Raw genomic sequence first — 22,492 nt, 5'->3', positions numbered from 1 at the left:
GTCAACAGTCCCTAGCAGCATCCTTTAATGTGCGAATCTTTGTATGCGGACGAAATCGCTCTTCCACCCATACCCCTTACCTCTTTCAGCTACAATCGTACGAAACGCAGAAACACCAAGCTCAAACGGACAGCCAGTAAGGTTTTCTCTCTTGGTTAGAGAAGATTTCCTAGCAGTCCAAAGGCGTTGGGAAAGAAGATCGCGCGCAGCCGAGAAGGATCTGCTACTTTAACGATGAAAATCATCATTAACTCGACGGATTGACCTGGAACACTTACTTTAACGATGAGAAACATCGTTAAGTGGAGTACAAGCTCATTTCAGTGGGGGGCGGGCTGCTACTAGGCTGCTATTAACTTTAACACTGTAACACTTAAACTTCCTGGCGTAATATGTAAAGTAAAGGACACCTCGCCGGTGCCCTTATGATGTAAATGTTTATTCATCTTACCTAACTATTTTTGCGCCTCGATTGCTTTTTGCAGCAGCTTCTCAGCTTCCTGCAACACCGGTAGAGGATCCTGCTTGCCTGCAGAAATATCAATTAGAGCATCCTCCATAAGCTTCGTAGCTTTATCGGCGTTCGGGTCTGTCAAGATGACACTCCGTTTCTCACCTATACCCTTAACCGGATTTTTTTTCATATAGGCCACTATCGCTTTCGATGCATCCATCAGATTGCCAAGTAAAGCCTCATCATTCATAATATCATTACGTATAGGCAAGGCTCCGGCCTTCTCCATAATTTCCCACTGCACATCCTGATTCCACAGCCACACGATAAATTCTTTCGCCCATTTTTTGTTTAATTCCGGCTTTGCTGCCCAAATATAATAGCCTGAGCTTGTATGCAAATTATAGTATTTGGTGCTCTCCGGGTTGTCACTTAGAGGAACCAGCATAAAGCCCCAACGAAAACGGGCAGGGATTGAATCCTTCATTTCATTCTGTACCCATTCCCCTGTCGCAGCCATTGCCGCCTGGCCTTGGAGCAACTGCATTTGTGACTGGGTATGACTTAATGCTGCGACCTCATCAGGAAATGCGTTCTTCTTGCCAAGCTCGTAAATACGATTGTAAATATCCATACTTTCTTTAGACATGTAAAACGGAAGCTTGTTCCTTCTATAATCTTCGTTAAATTTCTCCAGATTCCCTCTGATTTCAGCTGCTCCGAATAACTGGGCCGTACCCAAAGCAAATTGAAGATAAAAAGGATATTTACCGGGATACGTGATCGGGATCATATTCGCAGCTCTAATATGATCTATGAGTGCAATAAATTCGGTCCAAGTCTTTGGTTCCTGGTTCCAGCCATTTTCCTCAAATAACGACTTGTTAAAAAATAATCCTGAAATGCTCTGACCATACGGAATTTCGTATACCTTCCCTAACAGGGTCGGAGTTCCATCAATAATTCCAGACTGCACCTCTCTAAGTGTTTTGGAATCCCTATCATATAGCTTATGCTCCCATAAATCATCTAATGGCTCGATCTTCTTTTCCTTCGCCAAGTTAATCGATACGTCAGCATTGGCTTCGTTGGAAATCACATTCGAGAAAATATCGAACATATCCTCATCGTTATTCACGGCAATTTTCGTTTGAATAACAATACCGATTTTAGGCGAATAGGTTGTTTCGAAGCTAACATTCGGAAATTTCTGCGTGAATGTCTCCATCGCATAATCAATCCATTCCCTGCCGTTCCCATTTTCCCAATAGGCAAATTTCAGCTTCACTTTCTCATGTTTGGGCAGCCCATTTTCCGCATATACTTCTGGCTCTTCACTACCTTCATTAAAAGTAGAGGGTTCACTTTCCTTGCTACAAGCTGCCAAGACAAGTGCTAGCATGACCCAAAGTAATGTTAATCTCCCCATTTTTGCGCTATGCTTCAATGTTCGCCCCTCCTGTATGGGCTGTTTTTGCCCTTTTCCTGTATTGACCCGGGGTTTCACCGGTATGCTTCTTGAAAACACGAATAAAGGTCAAGGACTGCTCGTATCCGACCGCTTGGCCGATCTTCTGAATCGTCTCCTCTGTGTCCAGCAGCAGCTGCTCCGCCTTCTCCATCCGGACCTCAGTAATATACTCAATAAATTTCACGCCAAACACCTCCCGAAAGGACCGGCTCACAGACTTGGTGTTCATTCCGAACGCCTCGCCCAGATGGGTCAAGGATAGTTCTGGATTGTGATAATTTTCGCTAATATAATTTTTCACATGGTGTACAAGCTGATGGTTGGATTTACTTTCGCGAAGCTCGTTCATCCTGATAAAGACATCTTTCAGAATCCTATGGAAGGCAGCATGAATATCATCCAGCGTTTTTTTGCTTTCAAGTGCGGTGAGCAGAGATTCATGAACACCCTCATGCCAGACTGCGTTCAGATCTTCGGGAAGCTCTGCCATATCCTTCTGCAAATGCCCGATCAGCACCTGCATAAGATTGGAAAGATCATCATAGGTGTACAACTGCCCCTGTAGATCCGCATACATCTCTTGAAATTGCGTTTCCCATCCGTTGTCCCCCGCTCGAAACAATTGACTGACCGCACGAATACACTGCAGCTGCTTGAACAGCTCTCCCTTCGGCCGCGACATCACTTGATCTGTGGTAATGATGCGATTTTGTCCCAAAGAGGTCTTATATCCAATGTTAGCTGCTGCTGTCCGGAACGATTCAGCGACATGCCTCAGCCCTTCCGTGCGTTCTCCTATACCGATCGTGATGGTGAAATCCAGATTATTTGCCACCCAGTTCCTCAAGGTTTCACAGCATGCCCTCACATCCAGCTCCGTTCCGCGGTGATCGGAGCATACATAGAGAATCGCCATTTGAGAGTGATCCATCCATTCTGTCCACACCGTAAATGAATGGTTCACCGTCACTTCCTTGGCCACATTGCTGAGCACATATTTAAGCAGATGCTGATCGCTGCCATATTGACCGGCAAATTCGTCATATTGATCAATTTCCACAAGCGCCACAAGTGAACCGCTTACAGGACCGCTAACTCCGAGCTGCTCAAGCTCATCCTCCCAATTTCTGTTCTGATCGCTGTGCATACCCTCCATAAGGCTGGTAAACATATGTTTTTTGCGAAAAAGCGAAGCTTCTTTATACTGTTCCTGCAGCATACTCGATTCATCCAGCAAATCCTCAATCGTCGTTTCTATAAGTTCAAATTCATCGATTCCGTCCTTCATTCTGTCAGGGTTCCTCATTTGGCGTACGCCCGAAATCCGGTTCATCAGAGTCTCAATAGGCCTGTAATTGCGTCTTGATATGTAAATGATCCAGGCAAGCCCTGCCAGAATGCTCATTAAGGCAATAGCCATCCATACATAGAAAAGGGACGACACAAGCTCCACGATGCCTCCACTGCGATTACCGCTGCTGATGATCCAATTCGTATAGTCTGAATGCGTCGACGATAGTATCTTACCAGACTTGGAGGCGGGAATACCACTCTCAGCATCCGTTTCTGTGGAAACGATCAGGTTGCCATCAGGATCTGTCAGGTTGATAAAAGCCATCCCTGTATCCGTCATGCTTTCCATCAATTCACGCAAGCGCTCAATTCTGACATTGACAACCATAATGCTGAAATTACTCAGATTCGCCTTTTTGGTCAGGCTGACCACTTTCACTTCATTCTGCGGTACAGCTTCCTGCGACGGCAAAGTTCTTAACGTCCAATTATAGGCAGAGTGGCTGTTCAGCATTAAACCAATAAATTTATTATCAGCAAAAAAATCGATCCTTGTAAGCGTGGACGGGGTAAGAATTTTAAGATCAGGAGCCCGATACAAATAAATCGATTCAATCAATGAGTTGTTCAGGAGCTGCTTCTTTAGGGCAACAGCAGCCTGTATATCTGTGTACTGACGATCCTCAGAGAACCGCTCATCAAAGAAGTGCTTGATATGCTCATTGTTCAGCATTTCATTTTGCATAAATGCATTTACACCGCCGAGTGTCTGATCGATCAGCAGCATCACATTTTGCGTTAAAGCCTGGTGGGCCCGGGTCGCCGATTTTTTCGACATTTCAATCAAGCTTAAGTATGTCATTAGAAGAATGCTTGAGCTGATAATCAAAAAAACTGGCAAATATGAAAGCAACAGCTTGTAAAACCAATTATTCCGCATAGCAGCCTCCCTCATTGATCTTAGCGAACAAACATGCTGTTGGTAGATGCTATAAAGATACCACTATAGCTTATTTATCGTAAATAGGGCATTTTGCGCCGAATAGACAAAAGAGGATAAAACTAAAAAACCAGTCAAAACACTTTAATTTAAGTGTTTGACTGGTTTTTGTTTATATGGGATGAGCAACAAAAAAAGTAATGAGAACTCCTAACATTAGGAGAGCAAAGCGAAGCTTGTCCACATCCCAATATTTAGGAGATCCCATCCTGATGATCTTACCTATTCTTTTCACACACGGCTTAACCTTTTACTGCTCCTAGTGTTGCGCCTTCCATAATCGAACGCTGCAGCACTACGTACATGATCACAAGCGGGATCAGCGTAATCATCAGTCCAGCGAATAAGGTAACCCAGTCCGCTTTATATTGCATAATTAAACTGGCCTGATACATCGCAACACCTATCGTATACTTACTTGGATCGCTTAAATAAATGAACGGCCCAAGAAAATTGTTGTAAAGTCCAAGTGTTTTAAAAATCGCTACAGTTACTATGCCCGCTGAAGACAGTGGCAAAATAATCCGGAAAAAGACTTGGAAAATAGATGCTCCATCCATATATCCACTCTCTTCCAGCTCTTTAGGGAGTGATTGCATAAACCCTCCGAGCATTAACAGGAAGAAGGCACTTTCACTAAAGCTATCCAGAATAATGAGTCCGGTCAGACTGTTAGTCAAATTCAAATCTCTCATTAATATATATTGTGGGATCAAAGCGTTAATCCCTGGCAGGAATAGCGATAACATAATAATCGCCCAGAGCAGCTTACGGCCTTTAAATTCCAGACGAGTCAATGTGTAGGCATTGATAGCTGTCAAAAAGGTACCGATAAGTGCACTAACTCCAACATAATAGATCGTATTCAGCATGGCCTGGCCAATACCATATCTTTCCCAGGCGTTCTTGTAATTAACCCAGTTCATAACCTCGGGCAGCTTCCACACGTCTTGAAAAAATTCCTGATTCGTCTTGAGTGATTCATAGAATACCCAGATCAATGGAAACAGGATGGACACCGACCAGATCAGAAGAAGTACATACCATAACATATCTACAGCCGTTCGTTTCTCTCTCACTGTTTCCCCTCCTAGTATTCTGAAGATTTATTTGCTGTAAATTTGTCAATCACGAGCTTGGCTCCCACCATAATTACAAACAGGAACATACCAATTGCCGAAGCGTAGCCATAGTTATGAGAACCGCTTCCAAAGGCGATATTGAACATATATAATCCGATTACATCCGTGGAGCCTGATGGCCCGCCGTTCGTTAAAATCAGTATATTTTCGAATCCTTTGAAAACGCCCAGCATGAGGAATAAAGCGGCAACGCGAATAATTGGAGTAATCAGTGGAATCGTAATGCTAAATAATTTATTCATATGATTGGCACCCTCGAGGGTTGCAGCTTCATAAAGTGATTTCGGAATCGTAGCCATTGCATTAAGGAAAATAACAAAATAGAAACCGACCAAACCCCAAACGGACGGGGGAATCGTTGCCCATAAAGCCGTGCTCTTCTCACCGAGCCAGTAGAAATTTCCAACATCCAGACCGATAAGGCGTAGTCCCGCATTTAATAAGCCGAATGTACCGTCATAAATAAAGGCCCACAGAAGTGATACAGCAACTGTAGATAGAACGTTAGGGAAAAAGAAGACTACTTTTAAAATAGAACTTCCTTTGTAGCTCTTGTTCGTTAGCACGTAAGCCAAAATCAAAGAAATGAAAATGACCAACGGAGGAATCGTAATCATAAACAAAATGTTATGCCATAGCGCTCTCCAGACATAATAATCCTGGAACATGTTTTTGAAGTTTAGCAAGCCTACATACGTTTTTTGACCAATTCCGTTCCAATCTAATACCGAGTAGTAAATCGATAATATGTTCGGATACAGCGTAAAGAGCACATATCCCCCGAAAGCCGGAGTGATAGCCATCAAGATAAACATTAGCTTTTGAAATTTAGCCTTCTTCTGCCAACTACTGCCTTGATGTGGGGTGGTAACAGGCATTTCTTTCAAGTGGCGTCGCTCCTTCCTTATAGATACGCGAAATTCGCGTAGATACACGCGAGAGCGCGGAAAGAAGAGGTTTCCTTTCTACGCTCTGCGACATCTATTTGTTTTCAAAACATACTAATTCATGCTGTTGACACTTATTTTTGCGCGTCTACTGCCTTTTGCAGCATCTTCTCAGCTTCTTCAAGCTTCGGAAGTGGATCCTGCTTACCTGCGGAAATATCAATCAATGCTTCTTCCATAAACTTCAATGCTTTGTCGGCATTTGGATCAGTCAACGTAACATCGCGTAGACCTGGACTCGCACCTTTTACTTTATTGTTCTTCATGTACTCAAGTACTGCTTTTGGAGCTTCTTGCAGCTTAGCTACCATAGCTTCGTCATTCATAAAGTCAGCACGTACTGGCAAGGATCCTGCTGTCTCAGCAAATTTTTGCTGTACATCAAGGTTATACATCCAAAGAAGGAACTCTTGCGCCCATTTTTTGTTTAATTCTGGCTTCGCAGCCCAAATGTAGTGTCCAGCTCCAGGATGTGAGCTGTAATATTTAACATCATCCGGATTGTCTCCAATTGGAATCAGCATAAAGCCCCATTTGAAGTCTGCAGGAATGGAATCCTTCATTTCATTTTGTACCCATTCACCTGTAGAAGCCATAGCCGCTTGACCTTGCAGCAACTGCATTTGGGATTGTGTATGGCTAAGTGCCGCTACACCATCAGGGAATGCTTTCTTCTTACCAAGCTCAAAAATCTTGTTATGAACATTTATGCTTTCAGGAGACATATAGAATGGAGTTTTATATTGTTTGTAATCATCATTAAACTTTTCCAGATTGCCACTGATGTCAGCTGTTGCATACATTTGGTTCGTACCCATCGAGAATTGCAGGTATCCTGGATATTTACCAGGGAATGTAATTGGAATAACATTTGCTGCTTTGATTGTGTCTACAAGCGTATTAAACTCTGCCCATGTTTTCGGATTTTCGTTCCAGCCATTTTTCTCAAATAAAGATTTGTTATAGAAAAGTCCTGTAACGCTTTGACCGTATGGAAGTCCATATTGTTTGCCAATTAGGGTTGGGGTTGCTTTATCGAGTCCTGTAGTCAGCTCTCTTAGTGTTTTCCCGTCACCATCATACAATTTACGATCCCACAGATCTTCTTGACTAATTATTTTACCTTCTTGTGCCAAGCTAATACCCAAAGCTGCGCTTGCGCCTAGATAAGTGGAGAAAACATCGAACATATCTTCATCATTATTAGCCGCTAATTTCGTACCAATAATGGTATCAATCTTAGGTGAATAAGTCGTATCAATCTTTACATTTGGAAATTTCTCTTGGAAAGTTTTCAGGGCATAATCAACCCATTCGCGACCATTTCCATTTTCCCAATAAGCAAATTTCAAGGTTACTTTCTCATCTTTAGGAAGACCATTTTCTTCATATACAGCGGTTTCAGTACCGCCCGTACCTGTCGTTGCACCTGGTGTGCTGCTCGTTTCTGGCGTTTTTTCTTTACTTCCACAAGCTGCTAATGAAATCACTAGCATGATAGCAAGCAGTGTTAATCCCCATATTTTTACTTTACCTTTCAATGTAGACCCCTCCTGATATTTAGTAATTTTTTTTTAAAAACCTCTACATCCTAAACGTACATCTTGAAATTGTGCCGACAATAAAACTCCCATTTAATCCCAAATCCTCTTATGGAAGTCCACTATCTGACCCGCTTCCCCTCCTGTCGTTTTTTGTCGCCATTTGCTTCTGCTTGGCTTACCAAAGATAACATCTCAACTGATTTTTCGTATATAGATCATTTACCGCCAAATAGACAAAAAGGAACAATAGGTCTTTTTTTTGGCGTAGTTACGCGGTTTTCCCGCATATCGACATTTCAAAAAAGACTGTTCCTTCTTGTCATCGTATTGCTAGGATTTCATCTTCCGGTATTGACCCGGGGTTTCACCTGTGTGCTTTTTGAATACCCGAATGAAGGTTAAGGACTGTTCATAACCGACAGCTTGACCTATATCTTGAATCGTTTCCTCTGTTTCCATGAGCAGCTGCTCAGCCTTTTCCATTCGGACGGTGGTCACATATTCTACAAATTTGACTCCGAAGGCTTCACGAAATAAACGGCTTAAGTATTTAGCATTGAATCCAAACTCCTCGCTCAAATGAGTCAAAGAAAGCTCAGGATTGTGATAGTTCTCGCTGATATAGTTTTTTACCTGATGCAAAACCTGATGCGTTGATTTGCTTTCGCGCAGCTCGTTCATGCTATTGAAAGCATCCTGTAAAATATTCTTGAAGGAGCTGTATACTTCGTCTAACGTCTCGTTGTTTGCAAGCTCTTCAAGCAAAGCATCGTGAACACCTTCATTCCAGACTGCATTAAGCTCCTCGGGAAGCTCCGCTATTTCCTTCTGTAAATGGCCGATCAGCACCTGCATCAGATTCGATAAATCATCATACGCATAGAGCTGGTCTTGAAGATCCATATACATTTCCTGGTAATGTGTCTCCCATTCGCTATCCCCTGCACGGAACGTTTGGCTGACTGCACGTATACACTGCAGCTGCTTAAACAGTTCTCCCTTCGGTTTAGAACTGACATTGGATGGTATAATGGTCCTGTTAGTTCCTAAAGAAGACTTATAGCCTACAGTGGCAACCGCGGCGCGAAATGATTCCGCGACTTGCTCCAGCCCTTCTGTACGTTGGCCAATTCCGATAGTGATCGTGAAATCCAGATTGTTTTCCACCCAAATTCTCAATGTTTCACAGCAATCCTTTACTTCCATGACCCCACTCTGCTGATCGTCAAAAAGATAAAGCACAGCCATCTGCGAGCTGTCAATCCACTCCGTCCAAACTGTAAAGGATTCGTTCTCAGCCACTTCCTTGGCAACATTGCTAAGCACATATTTCAGCAAGTGTTGATCACTGCGGTATTCAGCGGCAAATTCGGCATAATGATCAATCTCGATAAGAGCAACGAGCGATCCGCTTACAGGGCCGCTAACTCCCAACTGCCCAAGCTCCTCTTCCCAGTTCTTTTTCTGTGAGCCCTGCACAACTTCCATCAAGTTAAGAAATATATGTCTTTTACGAAAAAGTGAAGTTTCTTTATACTGCTCCTGCAGCATACTCGATTCATCCAGCAAATCTTCAATCGTCGTTTCAATAAATTTAAATTCATCCACTCTTACTTTAGGCTTATCATCAGGTTCCGACGGCTGGCGTGCACCTGAAATTCGGTTCATAAGCGTCTGAATCGGTTTGTAATTCCGGCGTGACACATAGATGATCCAGGCCAAGCCAGCTAAAATAATCAGAAAAGCTAAGACCATCCATACATAGAAAAGTGAGGATACGATCTCAACAATTCCGCCTGTGCGGCTGCCGCTGCTAATGATCCAGTCCGTGTACTCTGAACTGGCAGACGCAATTATTTTACCCGCAGGCTGAGAAGTTATACCACTTTCGGCTTTCCTTTCCGTAGAAACGATTAGCTTGCCTGTGCGGTCAGTCAGATTAATAAAAGTTGTTTCTTTATCCGTCATACTCTCCATCAATTCACGTAAACGCTCAATCTGGATATTGACAATCATAATACTGTAATTGCTTAAATTCGCATTTTTCGCTAAGCTGACTACTTTAATCTCGTCCTTCTCGCCTTCTCCCTGTGCTTGGGGTGAGACGGTTCTTAACGTCCATTTATAGGCAATCCGGCTGTTCAGCGACATACCAATAAACTGATTATCGGCAAATAAGTCCAGCCGCGTAATCCTGGAAGGAGTGAGAATCGTCCGGTCAGGAGCGCGGTACAAATAAATCGATTCCACAAAAGGATTGTTCATCAGCAGCTTCTTTAGCGCACCTGCGGCTTGTACATCCGCATACTGACGATCCTGGGCAAATCCCTCGTCGAAAAAACGCTTGATTAGCTCGTTATTTGTAATCTCGTAATGCATCAATGAATTCACACTATCAAGCCTTTGGTCGATCAGCTTCATAACGTTTTGTGATAATGCCTGATGGGCTTGCGCCGCGGATTTTTTTGAGATTTCGATCAAGGTTAAATAGGTCATCAGCAGCAGACTTAAGCTAATGATTAGAAAAACCGGTAAATATGAAAAAAGCAGCTTGTAAAACCAAGTCTTTCGCATAATATCCTCCTTGCGCATACCTAAAGTCCACGTTATGATATAATTCTATTATCGAGTGAAGCGATCATTTTGTAAATATGTGATCCGTCAGCTCCCGAAGGGGGCTAAACACTCATTTTGATAGTTAAAAATGCTCCTGGTTGATTTTAGGCTATAAACATATTAGCATATAATAAAGACAAACTGATATTGTGCGGATTTTCAACCGATTATTTTTCGCATTTTTCATGCGCTTTTTTTACGTATTTTTTCACACGCTTTCAACGCAATTTCATCGTATGCTCATCGAATACTCAAACTATGTTCAACGTATGTTCAACGCACTTTTTACGCATCATTATGGAGGTCACCTATGAAAAGAAGTCATTTCAGCATTGTGCTAGCTCTCTTTATCATTGCAGCGCTATCCACTACATGGATATTATGGCTTGGAGATATAGTAAATCCGAAACCTCATAACGTTAAGGCTGCTGACCGGATGGAGCTTCGTTTTTTCATAAACTCACCTGAAGGCATCCACTTGCCTCCTGCTGGACAAGACTTCGTGCTCCAAATGATCGAAGAAAAGTTCAACGTCAATCTTAAAATCGAGTACATGCTGCAGGGAAATGACTATAATTCGCGGCTTGCCGCTTTGCTATATGCCAACAATCCACCGGATATGTGGCTGGAGATGAATACCGATGGCGGCTCCAAATACGCACTTGATGAATTGTTAGCCGATATGACGGCTTATGTCTCTCCCGTCTCCATGCCTAATTATTTTCAGTTTTGGGTGACAGAGCAGGAGTTAAAAGATTTTCAAATTCATAACCGTTTCTATCGCGCTCCAATTCCTTATGACAAGAATTCGTTCAGAAGCTATTATATCCGCGCAGACTGGCTCGAGAAGCTGCAGTTGAATATTCCCCGAACTTACGATGAATATGTGAAGGTTCTGCGCGCCTTTACCTTCGATGATCCTGACAATGATGGACTGAATAACACCTTTGGATTTACTACATCAGGAAACAGCTCCAGCCTGTCTACCGACTGGCCGGAATACGTCAAGAACGGGCTGATTTATCCAGCTTATATGAAAAATAACAAGCTGATCGATATGGAGACAGATCCGCAGATCGGACAAGTAGTCGATGATATTCTCAAGGTGGTTAACGAGGGATTAATTGATCCGGACTGGTTTCTCAATCAGGAAACAGAACACATAGATAAAGCTGTCCAGGGAAATGCCGGTATCGTACTTGGAGATACACAGGATTTTGCGCTTGACGCAAATCCCAGGAGCATCCAATCCCGCAGCCGGGCGCTAAATCCGAATGCCAATTGGGTGCCATTCAATCCATTTGGCAGCGAGCCTTTGCGAGCTGGCATTGACCCTGGCTACCCGTTTGTCTTTTCAAGAATGACGGTAGATCTGAATCCCGAGAAGGTAACAAAAATCGTTGAAATTCTCGATTGGCTTGCAGGACCTGAAGGGTTTCTGCTCACACATTATGGCCTTGAGGGCACACATTATACCCGAAGCGGCAATACAATCACCCTGCAGCCTATCGACAAAGCAGCTCAACAGCCAAGCTTGGATTTTCTGAAAATATGGGATTTCTTTACCCCGGAAGCACCTAATGTGCTTGGTTTGCAGGTCATTAACCCAGAATTAACGGAGCGCGATAAGGAAATCAAACTATTTCTCGCACAGCTTCCGGTCAAGGAAAAGCTGGGCACTGCCCTGACACCTCCCCTTGGAATCGATGTGGGCGCTTTTCGCGATAAGCAGAATGAGTTTCAGGTAAAGATGCTGTTTTCCGATAAATCAGGACGCAACTGGCCGCAATATCGTGAAGAAATCATGACCAAGTATTTTGGTGCCCAAATTCTAAGAAACTTCGAGGACCAAATTCACAAAATAAGAGGAACTGCGCGATAGCAATTTAAGAAAGTCACCTTGCCGTTTCCTTTGAGGGGCATGTTCGGGACGGCTAGTGCTAGGGAGGGAATGGCTGTGGGCTCCAGCCGCTGTTAAAGATTTGTTCCCTTGAATGGTATACATGAGGAGGTAGGAACAAATCTTTAAAGGCGGACGCTAACGCTCTTCCTCCCACAGCCATCCCCTCTCTTTAGCTACAATCGCATGAACACCAAGCTCAAATGGACTGCCAGCAAGGGTTTTTCTCTGGATTGGAGGAAATTTCCTAGCAGTCTAAGGAGCTGGGGAAGATGAGCGCGCGCAGCCGAGGAGGACCTGATGATTTAACGATGTTTTTTATCGTTAAATCATCAGGTCCTCTCCACATCCTTGCTTTAACGATGAAAAATATCGTTAAAATCACTTTTTACTACCCCGAGTGCCCATCCGCCCTCTTTTAGCGATGAAAATCATCATTAAAGTGACGATTGACCAAGAAACACTTGCTTTAACGATCAAAAACATCGTTAAGTGACATCATCTGCTTACAAACCCCGTCTGGTTTAAAAAGATTGCGTGGTCTAAGTTTGAAGTAGAACAAAGCAGAAAAAGCAGCAGCGAGATTGAATCTCGCTGCTGCCTTTTAAATGAATACGATCCAGCTTCCCATCTTCATCTTCCCCTTAACCAGATCGCTCTGTGGCGGGGATTATATCACCACAGCTCATCTACCACTGCAAAACCTGAAAGGAAAGCGGCGTCATCACAACGTCACGTACCCTTCCATTATAAGTGATTCGACATTCCACCTCTTCATTTTCCAAATTTGTTAATATTATACTTTTATTCTCTTTTAACCAAATCAAACCAACCTGCCCCCCGTCTGTTGTCCAAGGGAAATCCCAAACGCTTCGCGCGATGATTTGACGCAGCATGGACACTTCATCCTCGGACGAGGCTGTTCCCGCTACATGTTCCCATACCAGTACTTGTGGATAACTAGGATGAGCGACTTTGTCCGGATTCTTGCGGGCTGCAGCCTGATCAAAAATCACTTGCTTGTAGCTGGGAAGCAGCTGCTCCCACTCCTCACCCAGAAGATAATCGCCGAATACACAGAGCACCTCCCCCGTCCTGTCCCCCTCGTGAGCTCGTACTGGCTTAACAGGCAAGCCCGCTAACACGGGAAGCGGCGAAGGATGCATAGGCTCCTGATAGACACCATGCGTTCCATACAACAGATGTACGGGATAGGCACGCTCGTAAGGATAGCACTGGCGGTCAATTTCCTCCATATCCGCAAGGGAATCCTGCCACACCTTCCAGTAATCCTCTTCAATGACACATGTGCCGCTCATTAGCATTATGTTGGGAATGCCAAGCGCAATCGCCATTTTGCCCTTAAGTACCAGATTGTCCGCGCTTAATGCCCGGTTCGGAAACACGGTAGTTTCACTGTATGCCCGTTTCCGGTCAATCCAATTCAAATGCTTTAGCGCGCTAATATACTCCAGAGCCTTACCTAGCGGTGAACCGAAGGTTTCATCATTGTATTGGTATTCACCTACCCGGAACAAACAGTCTGGCACAGCCTCCCTGATCGCCGCAACGTCAAGCCCGTGCCGCTCATCTCCATCCGGCATAATCATCGTGCCTACTTCGATGCCGGGAATCGCCATCGCAGCCAAATATTCCGTTACCTTGCTGCAGTAGAAGGCCACCCATTCCTTCAAAACATCCGTCACTGTACCAGACTCGACCAGATCTTTCAGGCTTTCCCTGCTCTCAGCCCGGCTTCGGGTTTCATTAAATTCAAGTATACACGCCTCACAGTAGCAGCCCTCAATCTCAGGCCCCCAATTCCCCTGGCGGAGATCATCATCCATCAATACCTGTGTAAAGCCAGCATCCCGCAGCTCTTCCATCGCTTGAACCGAATCGCGAAGCATCCCGCTTTCCATATCCGCACAGAAATACACAAAGTTTCCGTGCCGGTCAACCCTATATCTCCAATGGGACGGCAGGGAAAAGTCCATATCCGGATCATCGGGATTAGCCGAATTGCCAGGATGCCCGATAGGCACATTGATGACGCCCACATCGAAGCCGTACGTTTGCAGAAGCTCTCTCGCTTTCACCATATCAGAAACAGGAGAAGCCATATGCCCGAAAAAATAGCCATGCAGCCAAATTTGTCCGACTCCAGCAGACTGCATAGCTTGTAAAATCGGCTGCTTTGCCGGATCCAGTGCAACAGCCGAATCAAGAGAATAATGAATTTTCATGCTTACCACCCTTTTCGATTTTTCAAACAGCCTCTCTCTGTGTTTATTTCTACAAGCTTATCTGCTGAAAAGTTCCTGTCTTCGCTGATTCTCTAGCTTTCAGACAAGTCAGCACACTGAGAATACCCGCCTCCATAGGGGCTACCGAGGGAACGTCCTTTCCTTTCATAATGTCTATGAAATTCTCGATCAAAGTCGAGTCGCCGCCTGCGTGTCCATAAGCCGTTGCCGACGGGTCGAACTGATACGTCTCCACTCTCGGAGTATGGTGCATAAATACCTTCACATCGCCTACTGCCCAATCAAATTCCACGGTTCCTTTATAGCCCATAAATCGGGCTCCTCGCGAGGATGCTTTTTTACGGATAAAAAAGTTCTGGGAATAGCTCAAATGCATACCTGTTTCGTATTCCACGATCGCACTTCCGGAATCTTCATTTCCGGTATCTACAGCAAAGCTGCAGTATTCGCCATGCGGCTCTTCCACCGCGTACCGGCGCAGATTTTGCGGACTTTCCGGGCATGTCTCCTGCTCATCGCAGTCTTTACATTTGAGACCAGCCGGTTTGTTGCCTTTGAAAACCTGCTTCGAAGTCATCGCACAGACCCGCACTGGCTTGACGCCCACAATATGGTTGATATAGTCGAAATCATGCGTTGCCTTTTGCAAAAAAAGTCCATGCGTTTCCGATTCGTCGCGATACCAATGATGGAAATATACGCTGCCGTAGGATACATTATTAATCGCTTGAACATGCTCGATCGTTCCGATTTTTCCGGAATCTATAATCTCCTTGACCAGCTTCGTATGAAGCGTAACTCTTAACGGAAAAGAGACGACAACCTTCCCTTGGGACTGTACATAGGCATCATGCAGGCGGTTCAAATCCTCCATCGTTGTTGAAACTGGCTTTTCCAAAAATAACGGTATGCCTGTAGGCAAAACCTTAAGCGCAAAGGGAGTATGGAGGGAACAGCGCGTCCCGACAAAAATCCCGTCATAGGTTCCACCTGCCAGCATCTCATCGACGTTATCATAAAATGAAATCGCCGTGATGTCGGTTCCTTCCGCCAGCAGCTCTTGCTTGATCTGATCATTCCTCACATCTGTAATGGCTACAAGCCTGCACTCAGGATCCTGCTCCTGCATCAGCTTCAGCAGTCCCTTGATCCGGAACCCGTAGCCAATCGTTGCTACTCTAATCATGCTCGAATCTCTCCCTATCACACTTTTCAAATGTTCATGTCAAATGGTCATGTCCCCATTGTAGGGACTCCACTTCACTTTTTAAACGATAAAAAGCTCGTAAAGTCCCTAATATTGCTAAACATGCAGGCTTAAAAAATAAGCATTGTCTTAATAATTAGCTTATAAATAGCCTTTTTTATTTCTTATACTTCTTGGCAATCTCTTTATAGTTTTCCGTCAGCCATTGATTCAGCTTGCTCATGCCGATGCTTTCCGCTCTGCTTAACAGATCATTGAATGCTTTCGTGAATTCCTCCTCTGAGCTGGACAGGATGATTTTCGGATTCTCATTGGTGAAGAGCTCGTTTAGCTTGTTATAAATCGTTCTTTCTTCTGTATCTGCAGGGGGCAGGGTTAAATAGAGATCAGGTCTGTATTTCGTAATTTTTTTAATTTCCTGGAAACGCTCCATAAGCTCGGGTCTGCCTGGATCATAATTGATTAATCCGTCGGTAATCGCAGACATGCCTAGAAACCAGCCAATCCCATACTTGCGCATCCAGTTCTCGGTATCCTTGTGCTCCTCAGCGTATTCTTTGTTTAGAATCGGGTAACCTTCTGGAGCCAATGTCCAGTGCGTTCCTTCAATTCCCCACGTCGATAACCGCTGTCCTTCCTCACTTTTCATAAATTGCAGGAATTGGATCGATTTCTCCGGATTTTTATTCTTTTTTGTAATATAGGTGCCTGCCCAGCCAATGCCCCCATCCATCACAACCGCTTTGTCGGATAAGGCGTGCAGCGTTTTGTATTTCATTTCCTGTCCGGACTTTTTCATCTGCTCATTGATCATATAGGGATCGAGAGTGGACCTGCCAAACGAAAACACCTTCGGATTTTTCTGCATCTCAATGACCTTATTCGAGCTGTAAGCGAAATTCTCAGGGTCAATATAACCAGATCTAAGCAGCTTGTTCATATATTTCAACGTATCCAATAGCGCTGGATGAGAAAGAAAATATTCGACTTTCCCGTCCCGTTCATAAATATTGGAACCAGCATCGAGTCCAAATTCCTGCGCTAAGGCCAGATGACTGGTCCCCCCTTCGGACAGCAGATGCGGAATCATGTCTGGAAATTGTTTTTTTACCATGCCAAGAACCTGCTCAAAGTCATCCAGCGTATCGATTGGCGGATTGCCCAATTTCTCCAATATATCTTCCCGCACACTGATGGAACGGATGCCCCCGCCGGGCATAGCATATTTATTGTTTTTCCACTGCTCTTCCGTAGCAAAATTATTTCTGATCGTATAGAAGTGACCGTCTGCAACCGTATTATTAGCAATTTCAATCGCATCAATTTTAAAATCTGGCGCATATTGGGCAATCAATTCATCCCAGGCATACGAAACCTCCGGAGTCGCCAAGCGGTCAGGCAACCTGTCGCTGTAAATAATATCAGGAAGGTCACCGGAGCCAATCAGCACCTGCAACTGCTCGGCCGTACTCGCTTTAATAATCTTCAGCTTCACTCCCGTTTTTTTCGTAATTTCTTCTGGAATGGGCCCTTCGAATTGATCCACAGCTAACCAGGGAAAATCTACAAACATCGTTAATTCAACCGGGCTGCCATCGCCTTCCTTACCCTTTTCACCCGAAGCTGAGCTCGTATTTCCCCCTGCATCTGTAGTTTTTCCTGAACCTGCATCTGTACCTGAGTTAGAACTGCTGCATGCAGATAAGGCTATTACCACCATCAAAATAACGACCAACAGTAAACTAAACGCTCTCTTAGACCTACTAAATCCACGAACCATTTTTTAACCTCCCTAGAGTTGTAAATTGGCAAAGCTTTCTTTGTAAGCAGAGACTGATTTAAGTTCCTAGCCCTTGACGGAGCCAATCAGGAAGCCTTTCACAAAATATTTCTGCAGAAATGGATATACGAACAAAATTGGCGTCACAGCAACCATCATCGTGCTCATTTGCAGAGAAACCGTAGTTGCCGACATGGAAGCTCCGAGCATCGCCTGGTCCGAAATGCCGCCCATCGCCGTGGAGACCATACTTTTATTAATAATCTCCATCATTTTGAACGATAGTGTTTTTAAATCCGGATTTTGCACAAAATACGCCGAATCCAGCCAGGAATTCCATTGGGCCACTCCGATATACAAACAGCTGGTTGCTATGACTGGCTTCGATAGGGGAAGAATAATTTTATAAAAAATCGTCAGATCATTAGCTCCGTCCATATGAGCAGATTCCTGCAGCTCGTGCGGAATTTCCCGAAAGAAGGAAATCATAATGAGCACAAGGAACGTATTTAACATACCGGGAAGCACATACACCCAAAAGGTATTCAGCAGGTGCAGCTGCTTAAGCCATATATAAAAGGGGATAATGCCTCCAGAAACGTACATGGAGACGACCATCATGCTGAAATACAGCTTTTTGAACATTAATTTCCGCGAAGAAAGGCCATAGGCAACCATGCTCGTTAACAGCACACCTGCAGCGGTGCCAACAACCGTACGAAGTACAGATACGAAAAACGCCTTCAGCAAGGAGCTATCCAAAAATATACTGCGGTAATTGTCCAGCGTAAACGCCCTCGGATAGAAATAAATCCCCCCGTTTCCCGCGTCGATCCCTTCATTAAAGGATAAAATCAATACATAATAAAACGGATAAAAGGTCGCTATAAAAAGAACACCCAGCACGAAACAAACTACGCTATCCAAAAGGATGTCCCCAGCCGTTTTTTTGCCGACCAATACGGTCCCTCCTTTCAAAATAAGCTGGTGCCGGAAATCCGCTTAGCCGCATAATTGCTGCCGAACAAAAGAACAATCGAGAGGACGGATTGGATCAAGTCAACGGCTGCTGCATAAGCAAATCGCCCCTCCGCCAAGCCTGCCTTTAAAATATACGTTTGCACGATTTCCGCTCTTTCACTGTTTAATGCATTGCCAAGCAAATAGGACTGTTCAAAATTGGAGTTCGACATGCCCCCGCCGAGCAAGCCTCCAACGCTTAAAATGAGCACAATGATAATAGCTCCCTTAATAGCGGGGATAGTAACGTGCATGATCCGTGCAATTCTCCCCGCTCCGTCGATTTGTGCGGCTTCATACAGGGAAGGATCGATTCCAGCAATTGCGGCCAGGAAAATAATCGCCCACCAGCCCATATCCTTCCACATATCGCTAATCACCGCTAATCCCCAGAAATAATTAGGATCATACAGAAAGGGCAGCGGCTTGGAAATAACCTGCAAGGAAAGTAATAGATTATTAATAACCCCACCGGAAGTCGATAAAAACGTAAACAAGATACCAGAAACCACGACCCAGGAAATAAAATGCGGCAAATAGCTCGTCGTTTGAATAATCCGCTTCACCACTTGATTCTTGACCTCATTCAGCAGAATGGCAAACAAAATCGGCGCTGGAAAGGTAAACAAGATTTTCAGAAAGCTGATCATTAGCGTGTTTCGAATCAAATCTTTAAATTTGTAATCGTGAACGAATTCAGAGAACCATTTCAATCCCACCCACGGACTCGTTATAAAACCGCTTACACCACTGGAAATCTTATAATCCTTAAAAGCAATAATAATCCCAAACATCGGAATAAAAGAAAAAATCACCAGATACAGCATGCCAAGCAGCACAAAGCATTGTAAAATCTTTTGGCCGGATAAACGCTTCCAAAACCCTGTTTTAGACATCATCTGATTGCAATCGTCCCCTTTTCCTATCATTATGGATCTGAAGCCATGTGCAGCTTGCTCCCCCTCCTTACATATTAGGATGTTTGAAATCGCTTTTCTAGCGTTCATTCCAAAGGTCCATGGTCCAAATTTAAGATTATTGAAGTGCAGAGTCTGTCCACTGCGAACGAAAATGTCCCGGGGTGAAGCCCGTAAACTTTTTAAACACTTTATAAAATTGCCTCGGGTTCATAAACCCAACGCTTTCTGCGATCTCAGTTAAACTTTTATCAGGATGCTTGATCATGCTCTCTTGAGCCTTCTGGACCCGATACGAATTTAAATAGGTTAAATAGGACAGTCCAGTCTCTTTTTTGAACAAGGCACTCACATAATTCGGATGCAAGTTGACATAGCCCGCTGCGTCATCCAGCGTCAAATCCAGGTGATAATTCGTTTCGATATATTGGATCGTTTTCTTGATGCTTTGGGATAAGCTTGAAGGCTCTGCCGACTTATGCATAGCATCCTTACTAACAGTAATGGCAGGTAAAACGGCTGCTTGCTTAATCTCACCAGCAACTCTGGTCAGAATGGAGAACAGCTCCTGCTTATTAATGGGCTTCAGCAAATAATCAATGACTTGATTTTTGATAGCACGCCTGGCATATTCGAACTCATCATAGCCAGTCAAAATCACAAAGTGGCGGCAAAGCTGCTTTTCCCGCATATATTCAATCAATTCCAGGCCATTCATTTCGGGCATATGGATATCTGTAATGATCAAATCCGGCCTGAACGATCCGCATGCATCCAGCTTGGCAATCGCCTCCTCACCATCCGCAGCTGTAACGACCTCTGAAATTTGCAAGCCGGAATTGCGGATCATATGGTTCAAACCTGTAAGAATGATCGGTTCATCGTCAACAATCATCAGCTTCATTGAAAATCACCTCTTTTTCTCAAAGTAAGCACGTAAGTCGTACCCTCTCCCTCTGTACTCTGCAGCCCAATACCTGAACCGTCGCCATAAAATGCTCTCAATCTTTCATGTACATTACTTAGCCCGATACCCATTCGTTTCCCGCTATCGCCAGCTGCCCTATCACCAGCGGTCCTATCACCAGCCGTCCTATCTGCAGCAGGTTCAAAGACGGGGTTAAGCAAATGCTGCTGCAGATCAGCTAATTGCCCGCTTGGCATGCCGCATCCATTATCCTGAATAACAATCCTCAGCATGGAAGCATCCTCCGTTATTTGTATCGTGATCTCACCCTTTCTTTTCCATTTGGAAATGCCATGGATCACACTGTTTTCTACTAAAGGCTGAATAATAAACTTGGGGCAAACAAAATGGTCGAGCGCAGCCCTGATATCCAAATGATAAGTTAGCCGGCTCCCCAGCCTGATTTTCTGAATACCTAAATAATTCTCAACATGCTCAAGCTCTTCCTTAAGACTGACAGTAGAATGATTCGAGAGACTGTAACGCATAACCTTCCCTAACGTATAGGTCATATTTGCAGCCTCGGCATCCCCATTCGCTTCCGCCATCATACGGATGGATTCCAGGGAATTATATAAAAAATGCGGATTAATCTGCGCCTGCAGCGCTACAAAAGCCATCTCCTTCTGGCGCAGCTCCGCCCGATGCACAGTATTGACAAGCCGATCGATACGCTCAATCATAAAATTGTACGAAGATATCAGCAGACTTATTTCATCTTTATACAGCTCCTCCTTATACTGCTCTTGATAGGGCAGCAAATTGTCCTGCTTAACCTTCCTCATATGACCCGCCAGCCTGATAATTCGCTGCACGAGCGAAGAGGTAATCATGTAGTAGATAAAAGACAACACCGTCAGAAAAACAAAAATCAGGAGGATCATATTCATTTTCGTTTTCCAGCTAATACCGAATAAACTCGTAACTGGTGTGACGATGAGAGCTTTCAACTGCAGCTTGTCCAGCTCCAATGTGTTGACCAGCACCTTCTGATCAGCAGTGATTGTATATGAATAAGGCGCTGCTTTGGCTTGCCGGTTGCTGGAAAATGAATCCGGCAGCTGTGCAAGACTCTGATATTGAACCGTGCCGCCAGATACCAGCGCATAAGTTCCGGTCTTCTCCTGCACAAAATACACTTCACTGTGCTTCAAAGTGTCATTCATTTGAAAAAGTGTATAGAGCATGTTCATATCAACCGATATCTTCATCACACCAAGCGCTTTGGAGAACTCCTGATTCAGCAGCTTTTTGTAATAGGTCAGCTGTGTCAGTTGTGTCAGCTGGTCGGCATTCTTTTCCAGCTTATCCAGCTTTACTACCCAATTCCCTTCGTTTGGGATGAGCAGCTTGTCATCGATATCCAAGAATGGCTCAGATTGCTCTGATTGCTGCTCCGATTGCTCCGAATGCTCCGAATGCTCAGAACTCTCCAAAGCCTGCTCATCGAAGTCCAAAATCGTATCCCCCAACTGCAAAACCGACGAATTAAATTTGTAAATTTTCAAATCTTGAATCTGCGGATTGATCGAATAAATATACGATAATAGCGGATTAATATACTTGTTAAACACATAAATCTGATCCGCCGGCGTGTCATAATAGCCTGAAACAAATTCGGTTACATAAGAGTTAAATTGCAGCAAATTGTATACGGATTCAATTTTATCCATATCATTTTGCAAATTAGCCTGAACCTGTTCCACAAGCGACTGATTATTCTGCGCAAAATTATTCAAACCGCTTTCATAAATTTGATTATAAAGCATCGCCCCCGAACCAAGCACAGGAATTACAACAACAATCATGTAGCCAATAATCATTTTGGTACGAATGCCCAGCCCTTTAATCCAGTGCTGTGCCCGCCTTCTTGTCCGTTCCATTAGCTGCATAAGCTCACCTCCCTTTACAGCTATGATATAACGAATTTGTGAGAAATAACAAGAAATTAAGAGAGACACCCTTCT

The 22,492-nt window shown here is 44.1% G+C and carries 14 protein-coding genes; 1 reads left to right on the top strand and 13 read right to left on the bottom strand.

Annotated features, from left to right (window positions below):
* Positions 1 to 455 precede the first annotated feature (455 nt).
* The 6 genes from J2Z66_RS26200 to J2Z66_RS26175 all read right to left on the bottom strand — a co-directional run bounded on the left by J2Z66_RS26200 (position 456) and on the right by J2Z66_RS26175 (position 10,425).
* A complete protein-coding gene (locus J2Z66_RS26200; protein WP_209975692.1) occupies positions 456 to 1,901 on the bottom strand; it encodes an extracellular solute-binding protein in 1,446 nt (481 codons plus the stop codon).
* Complete coding sequence (locus J2Z66_RS26195; RefSeq protein WP_209975691.1) at positions 1,891 to 4,158, bottom strand: helix-turn-helix domain-containing protein; 2,268 nt, start codon at positions 4,156 to 4,158, stop codon at positions 1,891 to 1,893. Before J2Z66_RS26195 ends, J2Z66_RS26200 begins: the two co-directional genes overlap by 11 nt.
* A 302-nt stretch (positions 4,159 to 4,460) precedes the next feature.
* Complete coding sequence (locus J2Z66_RS26190; protein ID WP_209975690.1) at positions 4,461 to 5,297, bottom strand: carbohydrate ABC transporter permease; 837 nt, start codon at positions 5,295 to 5,297, stop codon at positions 4,461 to 4,463.
* An 11-nt stretch (positions 5,298 to 5,308) separates the two neighbouring features.
* Positions 5,309 to 6,238, bottom strand: coding sequence for a carbohydrate ABC transporter permease (locus tag J2Z66_RS26185; protein ID WP_209975748.1), 930 nt, complete (start codon positions 6,236 to 6,238; stop codon positions 5,309 to 5,311).
* A 143-nt stretch (positions 6,239 to 6,381) separates the two neighbouring features.
* Positions 6,382 to 7,848 carry an extracellular solute-binding protein gene (locus J2Z66_RS26180; RefSeq protein ID WP_209975689.1) on the bottom strand — a complete coding sequence of 489 codons (1,467 nt, stop codon included), beginning with the start codon at positions 7,846 to 7,848 and terminating at the stop codon, positions 6,382 to 6,384.
* Between the two features lie 333 nt (positions 7,849 to 8,181).
* A complete protein-coding gene (locus J2Z66_RS26175; RefSeq protein WP_209975688.1) occupies positions 8,182 to 10,425 on the bottom strand; it encodes an AraC family transcriptional regulator in 2,244 nt (747 codons plus the stop codon).
* Positions 10,426 to 10,777: 352 nt separating this feature from the next.
* Between J2Z66_RS26175 and J2Z66_RS26170 the strand changes: the two genes are divergently transcribed.
* Positions 10,778 to 12,349 (top strand): extracellular solute-binding protein, encoded by a 1,572-nt coding sequence (locus J2Z66_RS26170; protein WP_209975687.1) that lies wholly within the window; start codon positions 10,778 to 10,780, stop codon positions 12,347 to 12,349.
* A gap of 707 nt (positions 12,350 to 13,056) precedes the next feature.
* Here J2Z66_RS26170 and J2Z66_RS26165 read toward each other — a convergent pair.
* The 7 genes from J2Z66_RS26165 to J2Z66_RS26135 all read right to left on the bottom strand — a co-directional run bounded on the left by J2Z66_RS26165 (position 13,057) and on the right by J2Z66_RS26135 (position 22,417).
* Positions 13,057 to 14,613, bottom strand: a complete 1,557-nt coding sequence (locus J2Z66_RS26165) for a hypothetical protein (RefSeq protein WP_209975686.1) — start codon at positions 14,611 to 14,613, stop codon at positions 13,057 to 13,059.
* A 49-nt stretch (positions 14,614 to 14,662) separates the two neighbouring features.
* Positions 14,663 to 15,820, bottom strand: a complete 1,158-nt coding sequence (locus tag J2Z66_RS26160) for a Gfo/Idh/MocA family protein (RefSeq protein ID WP_245375847.1) — start codon at positions 15,818 to 15,820, stop codon at positions 14,663 to 14,665.
* A 178-nt stretch (positions 15,821 to 15,998) separates the two neighbouring features.
* Positions 15,999 to 17,621, bottom strand: a complete 1,623-nt coding sequence (locus J2Z66_RS26155; protein ID WP_209975685.1) for a type 2 periplasmic-binding domain-containing protein — start codon at positions 17,619 to 17,621, stop codon at positions 15,999 to 16,001.
* 66 nt (positions 17,622 to 17,687) lie between these two features.
* Positions 17,688 to 18,581, bottom strand: coding sequence for a carbohydrate ABC transporter permease (locus J2Z66_RS26150; RefSeq protein ID WP_209975684.1), 894 nt, complete (start codon positions 18,579 to 18,581; stop codon positions 17,688 to 17,690).
* Positions 18,582 to 18,595: 14 nt separating this feature from the next.
* Entirely contained in the window at positions 18,596 to 19,540 is a 945-nt protein-coding gene (locus J2Z66_RS26145; RefSeq protein ID WP_245375846.1) for an ABC transporter permease, read from the bottom strand.
* Between the two features lie 136 nt (positions 19,541 to 19,676).
* Positions 19,677 to 20,462 (bottom strand): response regulator transcription factor, encoded by a 786-nt coding sequence (locus tag J2Z66_RS26140; RefSeq protein ID WP_209975683.1) that lies wholly within the window; start codon positions 20,460 to 20,462, stop codon positions 19,677 to 19,679.
* Positions 20,459 to 22,417 (bottom strand): sensor histidine kinase, encoded by a 1,959-nt coding sequence (locus tag J2Z66_RS26135; RefSeq protein WP_209975682.1) that lies wholly within the window; start codon positions 22,415 to 22,417, stop codon positions 20,459 to 20,461. Before J2Z66_RS26135 ends, J2Z66_RS26140 begins: the two co-directional genes overlap by 4 nt.
* Between the last annotated feature and the right edge of the window lie 75 nt (positions 22,418 to 22,492).

The sequence above is a fragment of the Paenibacillus eucommiae genome (genome assembly GCF_017874215.1).
GTDB lineage: Bacteria > Bacillota > Bacilli > Paenibacillales > NBRC-103111 > Paenibacillus_AI > Paenibacillus_AI eucommiae.
Note: the sequence above shows the minus strand (reverse complement) of the source record. Positions and strands in the feature narration are given on the sequence as shown.

Coding starts and splice junctions, on each gene's coding strand:
- J2Z66_RS26195 (WP_209975691.1), bottom strand. CDS start 4,158: ATGCGGAATAATTGGTTTTACAAGCTGTTGCTTTCATATTTGCCAGTT.
- J2Z66_RS26185 (WP_209975748.1), bottom strand. CDS start 6,238: ATGCCTGTTACCACCCCACATCAAGGCAGTAGTTGGCAGAAGAAGGCT.
- J2Z66_RS26175 (WP_209975688.1), bottom strand. CDS start 10,425: ATGCGAAAGACTTGGTTTTACAAGCTGCTTTTTTCATATTTACCGGTT.
- J2Z66_RS26170 (WP_209975687.1), top strand. CDS start 10,778: ATGAAAAGAAGTCATTTCAGCATTGTGCTAGCTCTCTTTATCATTGCA.
- J2Z66_RS26165 (WP_209975686.1), bottom strand. CDS start 14,613: ATGAAAATTCATTATTCTCTTGATTCGGCTGTTGCACTGGATCCGGCA.
- J2Z66_RS26160 (WP_245375847.1), bottom strand. CDS start 15,820: ATGATTAGAGTAGCAACGATTGGCTACGGGTTCCGGATCAAGGGACTG.
- J2Z66_RS26155 (WP_209975685.1), bottom strand. CDS start 17,621: ATGGTTCGTGGATTTAGTAGGTCTAAGAGAGCGTTTAGTTTACTGTTG.
- J2Z66_RS26145 (WP_245375846.1), bottom strand. CDS start 19,540: ATGATGTCTAAAACAGGGTTTTGGAAGCGTTTATCCGGCCAAAAGATT.
- J2Z66_RS26140 (WP_209975683.1), bottom strand. CDS start 20,462: ATGAAGCTGATGATTGTTGACGATGAACCGATCATTCTTACAGGTTTG.
- J2Z66_RS26135 (WP_209975682.1), bottom strand. CDS start 22,417: ATGCAGCTAATGGAACGGACAAGAAGGCGGGCACAGCACTGGATTAAA.